This is a genomic window from uncultured Salinicola sp., assembly GCF_937921195.1.
Classification (GTDB): Bacteria; Pseudomonadota; Gammaproteobacteria; order Pseudomonadales; family Halomonadaceae; genus Salinicola.
In genome coordinates, this window is the sequence record NZ_CALFQK010000156.1 from 1 (window position 1) to 7,209 (window position 7,209).

A 7,209-nucleotide genomic window follows, 5' to 3' on the forward strand; every position below is an offset into this window, starting at 1 on the left:
AGCTCGAAGCTCGAAGCTCGAAGCTCGAAGCTCGAAGCTCGAAGCTCGAAGCTCGTAGCTCTTAGCCCTCCTTGATCGACGCCATGTCGATCACGAAGCGATACTTCACGTCGCCCTTCTGCATCCGCTCCCAGGCCTCGTTGATCTGATCGATGTTGATCATCTCGACGTCGCAGGTAATGCCGTTCTCGGCACAGAAGTCGAGCACTTCCTGGGTTTCCGGCATGCCACCGATCAGCGAACCGGCCAGCACGCGACGACGGAACACCAGGTTGGCACCAGAAATCGCCGGATCGATCGGCTCGAGCAGGCCGACCAGAATATGCGTGCCATCCGGCTTCAGGGCATTGAGATAGGGATTGATGTCGTGCTGCACCGGCACCGTGTCGAGCATGAAGTCGAAGGTCTCGGTGATCGCTTCCATCTCGTCTTCACTGGTGGAGATCACCACGTGATCGGCGCCCTGCTTCTTGGCCTCGGCCTTCTTGGACTCGGACCGCGTGAACAGCGTGACCTCGGCACCCAGCGCCTTGGCGAGCTTGACCCCCATGTGGCCGAGGCCGCCCATCCCGATGATGCCGACCTTGTCGCCCGGCTTGACGCCGTAGTGCTTCAGCGGCGAATAGGTGGTGATACCGGCGCACAGGATCGGCGCGGCGGACTTGAGGTCGATGCCATCGGGCATGCGCACGACGAAGCGCTCGCTGACCACGACCTTGTCGGAGTAGCCGCCCTGGGTCAGGGTGCCATCGTGCTTGTCGGGGCTGCCGTAGGTCATCACGAAGCCTTCGGCACAGTAGTTCTCGAGGCCGGCGTTGCACGCCTTGCACTCGCGGCACGAGTCGACCATGCAGCCGACGCCGACCAGATCGCCGACCTGGTACTGGCTGACGTCGTCGCCCACGGCGGTGACGCGGCCCACGATCTCGTGCCCCGGCACCACCGGATAAGAGGCCATGCCCCAATCATCGCGGGCGAAGTGGAGGTCGCTGTGGCAGACGCCGCAGTAGAGGATTTCGATCGAGACATCATCCGGGCGCGGCGCACGGCGCTCGAAGTCCCAGGGCGCCAACGGCGTTGTGGCGGAGTGCGCGGCATACCCCTTGGCGGGCGTGGCGGTAGTCTGAGTCATAACGGTAACCTTGATCGAGAGGAGGGATGGCGCACCGTGGAACGGGCGCGGAAACGGAGCCAGTGTGGTCGATACGCTCGCCCCCCGCCATGCCGAATCCTGTCGAACATCCGCCACATTCTCTTGAAATAGCGTCATTTGTTATCTTATAACGCTATTTTTATGCACAATACGCTGATCCTCCATACCACCTCTTGGGAGATATCATGCTCGAGCGCTCACTCCAGGTCAGGCCAGGCGACGAGCCTTCGCGGAACGGCACCCTCGAACCGCCTCGGCCGGGCGCCGACTGGGCTTCGCAGCTGGCCCGGACACTGGCACCGCTGGCCAGGACCGACGGCTTCTCCGACACTGCCATCGACGGGGTGAAGCTGATCGCCTCGGCGTGCAGCTGTCCGCGCACGCCGCTGATCTACGAGCCGGGGCTGTTCATCATCGCGCAGGGCGACAAGATCGGTTATCTGGAGGACCGGGTCATTCACTACGGTCCCGGCAACTACCTGGTGCAGGCGATGCCGTTACCCTTCGAGTGCGAGACGCTCGCCCGCCCCGAGGCGCCGCTGCTGGGCCTGTCCATCGATGTGGACCCGTTGACGTTGAGCGAGCTGGTTCACCATCTGCCGGCACCGGCCGATAGCCATGGCCGCTCCCCCGAACCCATGGCGGCGGTCTCGATCGACGCCCCCATGGCGGAGGCGGTGCAACGGCTGGCCGACTGCCTGCAGGACGAGAGTACCAGCCGGGCCCTGGGCGCGGGTCGGGTGCGCGAGGTGCTGTTCGCGGCGCTCAACGGCCCCCAGGGCCAGTCGCTGCGGCAACTGGTGCAGCAGCAGGGACACTACGCACGCATCGCCGAGTCGCTGAACTACCTCCATCGTCATTTCGCACTGCCGCTGACGGTGGAGACGCTCGCCGAGCGTGCCAACATGAGCGCTTCCCACTTTCATCACCACTTCAAGCGCGTGACACAGCTGTCGCCGGTGCAGTATCTCAAGCGCGTGCGGCTACTGCGGGCGCGGGTTCTGCTGGGCCAGCAGCGAATCAACGTGGCCAGGGCCGCCGTCGATGTCGGCTATCGCAGCACCTCGCAGTTCAGTCGCGAGTACAAGCGCTATTTCGGTGTCAGTCCCTCTCAGGAGTAGACGTCGTGCGCGGCCGGCCTTCCATCGGGGGCGATCACGTCCACAGCCCCATCAGCCCCCGGATCAGGTAATAGGCGCCCACCACGGTGACGATCCAGCGCGTCCAGTAGCGAAAGCCGGCATCCGTCAGCCGGGACAGCACCAGATTGCCGGTGCGCGTGCCCAGGAAAGCGAAAGGAATCGCCAGCGCCACCCAGCCCCACTCACCACGATCCATCGCCAGGGCCGCCTGCCAGTAGAAGAGGATCTTGAGGCTGTGGGCGATGACCTGGATCGCCGCTTTGGTCGCCACCACGGTGCGCCGATCGAGCTGGGTGCGGATGAAGCCGATATCGATGGTCGGGCCGGATACCCCGACGGCAATGGTCAATCCCCCGGAGACCAGTCCGCACAGGACGGCATGCCCCGGCCGCGCAACATTGAAGTGGAACCAGCGCTTGGGGATCCATACCATCACCGGCATCAGCCCCAGCACGATCAGCACCACCGTCTCGCTGGGGGAGTAGCGCACCAGGACCAGTAACGCGGCCGCGATCAATACGCCGCAGGCGATCATGGCGACGATGCGCCAGTCGATGAATCGCCGCGACAGCCAGGCACGCGATGCGTTGGCGGTGAGCTGGATCACCCCGTGGACGGCGATCGCCGTCGCCGCCGGCAACCAGGCCAGCAGGAAGCCCAGAAGGACCAGCCCACCGGCCATGCCGAAGACGCCGGACAGCACCGAGGTCGAAAACACCACGACCAGAAACAGCAATGCAACGGGTAGTGCCATAACGGGGTCTATACTCCAACGACGGGCTTACAGTGCCCGAGAAAGATCCACGGCGGATGACGTCGTGGAGAATCCGCCAGACCGGCAGGCGCGATGCGCTCACCAACCTGGCAGCCGGTGACACGCCATCGGCCCCTTCCCCCATCGGCAACAAGGACCGTTTTCATCATGCGCCGTTCCACGCTCCCCACGACCTCCGCCTGTCTCGCCACGGCCCTGCTCGCCATGGCCGGCCCCGCCCACGCCTCCAGCGACGACGCCTGGCAGGAGCACGACCGGGCGGTCATCGAACAGTGCCAGCAGGCCAGCCAGTTTCCGGATGCCGCGCCGGCTGGCGAGCCGGTGCTGTTCGACGACGAAGCCGGCATGACGGCACTGCTGATCCAGGGCCACTACCCGCAGGACCACATGAACGGTCAGGCCGGCCAGGAACTCTGCCTGTTCCTGCGCAGCAGCCAGGAGGTCTACATCGCCGACGCCGACAAGCTGGCGATGGGTTCCGACGCGCTGCCGAGTACGCCGACGGACGCCATCGACGACGATAGCGACACCGGCCGGTCGGACACCGACGGCGACGCCCCCTGATCAACCCGCGCGGGGGTGCTCCGGCGTCGCCAGGATCCGCTGGTAGAAAGCCAGATCGAGCCAGCGCCCGAACTTGAAGGCAGCCTGGCGGACCGTGCCGGCGTGTTCGAAGCCCAGCCGTTCGTGCAGCACGATACTGGGGGCGTTGGCGGCATCGATGCCGCCGATCAGGGTGTGGTACTGCTGGGCCTCGGCGCGCGCGATCAGCGCCGTCATCAGCTGCCTGGCAACGCCCCGCTGGCGGAAGTCGCCATCCACGTAGACCGAGTGCTCGACGCTGTAGCGATAGGCGGCATGGGGCCGAAACGGGCCATAGCTGGCGAACCCCATCAGCCGGCCGCTAGCATCGTCGAGCATGCCGACGACCGGAAAGTCGCCTTCGCGCTTGGTCCGGAACCACTGCTCGACGAAGGCCCGCGTCCGTGGCTGATACTCGTAGAGCGCAGTGGTATTGAGGATGGCGTCGTTGAAGATCGTCAGCACGGCATCGCCGTGCAGGTCGAACTCGCAGTCGATCAGGGTCAAGGTACGGTTCTCGCGGTCGAATCGGGGAGCTTGCGCGGCATTCAATACAGCGCATTGGCCTTGAGCCTGGCCAGCGTTCGGTCACCGGCATTTTTCAACACGAGCGACTGCCCGGAGATCGAGTAGTGCGCCGTCTCGGAGAGCGTCGCCAGCCACCCCTGCTCGAGGGTCGCCATCTCCCCGGGGCACGCCATTCGGGTCGAGGCGAGCTGGGTGAAGGTCAGCGTATCGCCCTCCAGCCGGTAGCCGCCCATCAGCCGGTTGCAGCCGGTCGAGCCGGAAACGCGCCCCTGCGCGTCGAGCACCAGGTGCGCTTCGCGCTGGTTATCCGCCACCGGTACCGGCTCGCCGTCGAGCGTCATCAGCTTCCAGTAGGTACCGACCAGGGCTTCGCTGGCGGCCGGCGCGTTGGCGTCGGTTGCGGCGCTGTCGTCATCCGGGTTCGAGGCGCAACCGGCAACGCTCACGACGACCGCGGCGGCGAATAGGGAAAGGCGTGACAACACGTTGATGTCCTCATGTGGGAAGCGGGAGCGAAAGGGGCGATTTTGCGCGCGGGCGGCCGCGGAGACAATCCGGGCCGCCCCATTTCGGCGAAAAAGCCAGACCTGTTCGCACGATTCACGCGGCTCGCGGCTCGTCGTGTGAACCGCCCTAATGGCGATCGATCATCGCGGTCAGATCGTCGGCGACCATCGGCAGCGTCTCGCGCCAGGAGAGATAAGGCGTCGACGCGGTACCGTTGACCAGCACGGCGAAGCTGCCCCAACGCCCGCTGTCGGTGCGGAAATAACCTGCCACCGCGCGCACCGTCACCGGCTCGTTGAGCGTGCCGGTCTTGAGCATCACGTGGTCCTGGAAGGTCTGGCTGCCGCGACGAATGAAGTGCATCGGCCCGTTGGCGGGTACCTGCATGCCGGCCACGAAGGTGGGAAACAGCGATGCATTACCGTACATCGCCCCCAGCAACGCGTTGACGCTCTGCGCCGAGACCCGATTCTCCGGCGTCAGGCCGCTACCGCTGCGCAGTATCGCCGCGCCGTGTCCCGGCAGGCTGGTCGCGTACCGCTCGAGCTCCCGCCCGGCGTCCGGCAGATTCCGTTGCGTGCCGGAGGTCAAATCCAGCGCCAGGGTGTCGGCCATGAAGTTGTTCGAGTAGTTGAGCGTGCGCAGCAGCAACTCCTGCAACGGCTTGCCCTCGACGGCGGCCAGGTCCTTGGCGCTCGGGGGCGGAGGCTGACGACTGACGGCGTAGCCGCCGCTGACCGGGACGCCCGCCTGGCGCAGTAGCGACAGCAGCGTCTGCCCGGTCTGGTCCGCCGGATCCGAGCTCGCCTTGTAGATGGGGCGTGGATAGGTTCCGGCAGGAATCCGTCCGCTGATCTTGAGCGTGTCCCCCTGGCTGTCGGTCACCCGCTTGGCGTAGAGGTCGGCACCGCCGCCCGCGGCGACCGTGGTGACGTCGTTCTCGATCCGCAGGGTCGGCGCCACCGTGTCGCAGCTGGTGATCCGTGCCGGCTGGCCGACCACGCCCGGCATCACCGTGGCGCACCAGCTGCCATAGTTGACTGCAGCGGAAGAGAGCAGCGACGCGTAGGCGTTGGTGCCCTCCGTCCGCGTCTTGCAGCGATCGCTGGTCTCGCAGGTCACCGGGCCGAACCGCCACTGGCTGATCACCAGCTGGCCATCGATGCTGGAGACCCCGAGCTCCCGCAGCTTCTGGATCAGCCGCCAGAGCTCTTCCGAGGTCAGCGCCGGATCCCCGCCGCCCTCGAGCACCAGGTCGCCGTGCAGGACGCCGTTGCCATCGAGCGCGCCGGTAGAGACGAAGCGGGTGGTGAAACGGTGCTGCGGCCCCCAGCGATCCAGGGCGGCGGCGGCAGTGTAGAGCTTGGTGACGGACGCCGGCGACAGCGGTTGCGAAGGGTTGAGCGCGCCCAGCACCTCCCCGCTATCCAGCAACTGCGCCTGGGCGCTGATCACGAACCCCTTGTCGGCGAGCCGGGCAACATGATCGAACCCGGCCGCCTGGGCGACGACAGAGACTACCGATAGTGACAACGCACCGAGAAACAGAGAACTCCGACCTAGCCATCGCCGCATAATGGATGCTCGCTCCAGAGGAAAATGAGGGCCCAACTGGTCCAGAGCGTACCAATTAACGCCCCCCGGAGGCGATGCCTGGTGTCGTGCCAAAGTACCAAAAGACAGAAGCGCTGAGAAAAGGGCAGCCCTTGCGGCGGTCAGTGCGACGACAGCCGCGAAAAAACCTGGATGACGACCACACCGGCGATGATCAGCCCCATGCCCAGGTAGGCGGGCAGATCCGGTTTCTCGCCGTAGAACACGATGCCGATCAGCGTCACCAGCACGATACCGAGGCCGGCCCAGATCGCGTAGGTGATGCCGACGGGTAGCGACTTCAGCACCAGCGACAGCGCATAGAACGAGAAACCGTAGCCCACGATCACCACGAGGCTGGGCAGCCAGCGTGTGAAACCGGCCGAGGCTTTCAGCGAACTGGTCGCCACGACTTCGGCGACGATCGCCAGGGCGAGCAGCAGATAGCTCATCGGACGGACTCCCCGTGCGGTAGCGAGGGCGAGAGATCGACGCGATAGCGCCATAGGATCTGGCCGCTCTCGAAGTATTTTCGTTCGAATGGCGTCATGAACGTGGCGCCAGGCGTGAAGGCAGCGATCTCGCCCTCGACCCCGAGAAGCGTCTCGACACCGAGCGCGAACTCCTCGACATAGATGGCCCAGTTGGAGCGCAGCTCCAGCGCCCCGCCGAGCGCGAGCAGCGAGGGAAAGACCGGATGCCCATGCCAGCGCTTCTTGAGCTGGGTGCTCTTGGGATAAGGATTCGGATAGAGCAGGTAGTGCCGCACCGGCCGCCAACCGGCGGCGAGCGCCAGGCGCCAAAAATCGACCAGATCGGCACGCACCAGTCGCGCGTTGTCCGGCAGTGCCCCGTGATCTCGTGACAGTCGCACCTCGCTGCGATCCACGCCGATCACGGCGTGGTCGGGATGACGCTCGGCGAGCCGA

General features: G+C 65.7%; 9 protein-coding genes. 2 read left to right on the forward strand and 7 right to left on the reverse strand.

The features are described 5' to 3' along the window. Positions 1–61: 61 nt before the first annotated feature. Positions 62–1,132: an NAD(P)-dependent alcohol dehydrogenase gene (locus Q0602_RS17615; protein ID WP_298845971.1), complete on the reverse strand. Its 1,071-nt coding sequence runs from the start codon at positions 1,130–1,132 to the stop codon at positions 62–64. A gap of 206 nt (positions 1,133–1,338) precedes the next feature. Between Q0602_RS17615 and Q0602_RS17620 the strand changes: the two genes are divergently transcribed. Continuing rightward, positions 1,339–2,274, forward strand: coding sequence for an AraC family transcriptional regulator (locus Q0602_RS17620; protein ID WP_298845974.1), 936 nt, complete (start codon positions 1,339–1,341; stop codon positions 2,272–2,274). 34 nt (positions 2,275–2,308) lie between these two features. On the opposite strand, the gene Q0602_RS17625 is transcribed toward Q0602_RS17620, so the two are convergent. After that, on the reverse strand, positions 2,309–3,049 hold the full coding sequence (locus Q0602_RS17625; protein ID WP_295034995.1) for a TSUP family transporter: 741 nt from the start codon (positions 3,047–3,049) through the stop codon (positions 2,309–2,311). A gap of 168 nt (positions 3,050–3,217) precedes the next feature. On the opposite strand from Q0602_RS17625, the gene Q0602_RS17630 reads away from it, so the two are divergent. Then, complete coding sequence (locus tag Q0602_RS17630; RefSeq protein ID WP_295034993.1) at positions 3,218–3,634, forward strand: hypothetical protein; 417 nt, start codon at positions 3,218–3,220, stop codon at positions 3,632–3,634. Here Q0602_RS17630 and Q0602_RS17635 read toward each other — a convergent pair whose 3' ends face one another. The 5 genes from Q0602_RS17635 to Q0602_RS17655 form a co-directional block, all read right to left on the reverse strand. Next, positions 3,635–4,159, reverse strand: a complete 525-nt coding sequence (locus Q0602_RS17635; RefSeq protein WP_298845979.1) for a GNAT family N-acetyltransferase — start codon at positions 4,157–4,159, stop codon at positions 3,635–3,637. Positions 4,160–4,200: 41 nt separating this feature from the next. After that, complete coding sequence (locus Q0602_RS17640) at positions 4,201–4,665, reverse strand: META domain-containing protein (RefSeq protein WP_298845982.1); 465 nt, start codon at positions 4,663–4,665, stop codon at positions 4,201–4,203. A gap of 148 nt (positions 4,666–4,813) precedes the next feature. Continuing rightward, positions 4,814–6,262 (reverse strand): D-alanyl-D-alanine carboxypeptidase/D-alanyl-D-alanine-endopeptidase, encoded by a 1,449-nt coding sequence (dacB, locus tag Q0602_RS17645; protein ID WP_298845987.1) that lies wholly within the window; start codon positions 6,260–6,262, stop codon positions 4,814–4,816. A gap of 140 nt (positions 6,263–6,402) precedes the next feature. Beyond that, positions 6,403–6,732 (reverse strand): multidrug efflux SMR transporter, encoded by a 330-nt coding sequence (locus tag Q0602_RS17650; RefSeq protein WP_298845990.1) that lies wholly within the window; start codon positions 6,730–6,732, stop codon positions 6,403–6,405. Continuing rightward, positions 6,729–7,209 (reverse strand): SAM-dependent methyltransferase (locus tag Q0602_RS17655; RefSeq protein ID WP_298845993.1); only part of this gene is annotated, 481 nt, incomplete at its 5' end. The genes Q0602_RS17650 and Q0602_RS17655, both read right to left, overlap by 4 nt.